Consider the following 2,126-nt stretch of genomic DNA (forward strand, 5'->3'; position numbering starts at 1 on the left):
GCGTAGATGTGATCAAGAGACAGCCCGTCGCCCAGCGTGTGCTCGAAGAGCAGGTCGAACGGACGGTCGAAGCGCGCGGGAAGGGTGGCGGCGAAGCCGTGCAGCGCCTCGGCGGCGCGGGCGATCTCGGCGGCGCCACGGCGCCCATGGCGCATCTGCCCGGCGATCCAGAGCGGGTTGGCGGCCCGGCCCCGCACCACGCGGGCGATCTCCTCCTCCAGCGCGCGCAGCTTCGGCGCATCGGGGCGGCTGGTATCGGCGTGATAGAGGCGCGGGCTGGCACCCAGCCCACCGGCCGCCGCCGCGAAGCCCCCGGCATGGGCGGCGCGGTCGGGACTGTCGAGGATGTCGGTCTCGGCATGATCCTGCACCTGCAGGAAGGCACCCGCCCCGGCAAGCCGGGCGGCGAATCCCTCCGCATCGGGCCTGCCGTCGAGGTCCTGGCCATAGGCATGGCCGGAAGCGGCAAGGTAGGCACGGGCGAGGTCGTCCTTTCCGTCCCAGCCGCCACGGGCCAGCAGGTCCTCCGTCCCGGCTCCGTAACCGCCCGGGGCGGCGCCGAAGATCCGCGCGGTGGCACGGCGCAGCTCCTGGCCGGACAGGCCCCGCACGCTTCCGGCGAGCGGGTTCCACTCCGCCTCCTCCTCCCGGGCCGCGACGGCGCGCACGGCCATGTCGAAGATCGCGATCTGTGCCGGAAAGGCATCGCGGAACAGGCCGGAGATCCGCAGCGTCACATCCACCCGCGGGCGGTCGAGCAGGGCCAGCGGCAGCACCTCGATGCCGCTGGCACGCCCGGATTCCGCGTCCCAGGCCGGGCGCACGCCCATCAGCACCAGGGCCAGCGCCAGTTCCTCGCCGCCGGTGCGCAGCGTGGCGCTGCCCCAGAGGTCGATGACCAGGTGCCGCAGGAACTCGCCCTGTTCCTGCATGTGCCGGCGCAGCAGCTCCGCCGCCGCCTTCTCCGCCAGCACCAGGGCGGAACGGGTCGGCACGCTGCGCGGGTCCAGCGCGAAAAGGTTGCGCCCGGTGGGCAGCACGTCGGCGCGGCCCCGGCTGGGCGCGCCGGAAGGGCCCGGGGCGACGAAGCGCCCGTCCAGCGCGGCGAGCAGCGCCTCCCGCTCGGCCAGGGCGCAGGCGTCGAGCCGCGCGGCCAGGACCTCCGCGCCGACCCCCGGGCAGGAGCGGGCCAGGGCCTCCAGCAGCAGCGCGCGGCGTTCCGGCGCCGGGTCCCGGCCGAAGACATGCAGCCCGTCACGGATCTGCATCTCCTTCACGTCGCAGAGATAGGCGTCGAGCCGGGCCAGCGCCTCCTCCTCGGGCGCCTCCCGCGCCACGCCGCTCTCGGCGAGCAGCCCGCAGCCTTCGGCGCGGTCCAGGATCTCGCGCCGGAGCAGGGCGGTGCGGCGGCGGTCGAGCCCGTCGGCGGCGGCATACTCGTCGATCAGCCGTTCCAGCACCGCGCCTTCCTCGTGCAGCCCGGCGGCGCGCAGCGGCGGGGTGAGATGGCCGATGGTGACGGCGCCGAGGCGGCGCTTGGCGGCGGCCGCCTCCCCGGGATTGTTGACGATGAAGGGGTAGATCACCGGCAGCCCGCCCGCCAGCGCCACCGGGGCACAGTCCGGCGACAGGGCCGCCGCCTTGCCCGGCAGCCATTCCAGCGATCCATGCGTGCCGAGATGGAGCAGCGTATGGATGCGCTCCTCCTCCCGCAGCCAGAGATGGAAGGCGACGAAGCCGTGCCGGGGCGGCAGGTCGGGGTCGTGGTAGCTCGCCTTGCGCCGCGCCGGATCGCCCCGGTCGGGCTGGATGGCCAGGAGATGCGGGCCGAGGCGCAGGTGCCGCAGGCGGAAGCCGCCATCCTCCACGGCGGGGTCCGCCTCCGGATCGCCCCAGGCCGCCCCGACACGGGCGCGGAAGGCTTCCGGCAGCGCGGCGAAGAGGCGGCGATAACGGCCGAGGGACAGGATGGGCCCAGGCGCGGCGCGGCAGAGCCATTCGGCCAGGGTCGCCGCATCCGGCGGCTCGGGCAGGTCGTAGCCTTCCCCACGCAACAGGCCGAGCATGGCTTCGAGGCTGGCGAAGCTGTCCAGCCCGACCGCATGGCCCTCCTGCCCCCCGACGCC

At 74.9% G+C, this 2,126-nt stretch carries 1 protein-coding gene; it reads right to left on the reverse strand.

Going from position 1 to position 2,126, the window contains the following annotated elements:
• A partial coding sequence (locus ROTAS13_RS23435; protein WP_171979224.1) for a cobaltochelatase subunit CobN occupies nucleotides 1-2,126 on the reverse strand: 2,126 nt, incomplete at both ends.

Origin of the sequence: Roseomonas sp. TAS13 (genome assembly GCF_001950415.1) — a bacterium.
In the GTDB taxonomy this organism is placed as follows: domain Bacteria; phylum Pseudomonadota; class Alphaproteobacteria; order Acetobacterales; family Acetobacteraceae; genus Roseomonas; species Roseomonas mucosa.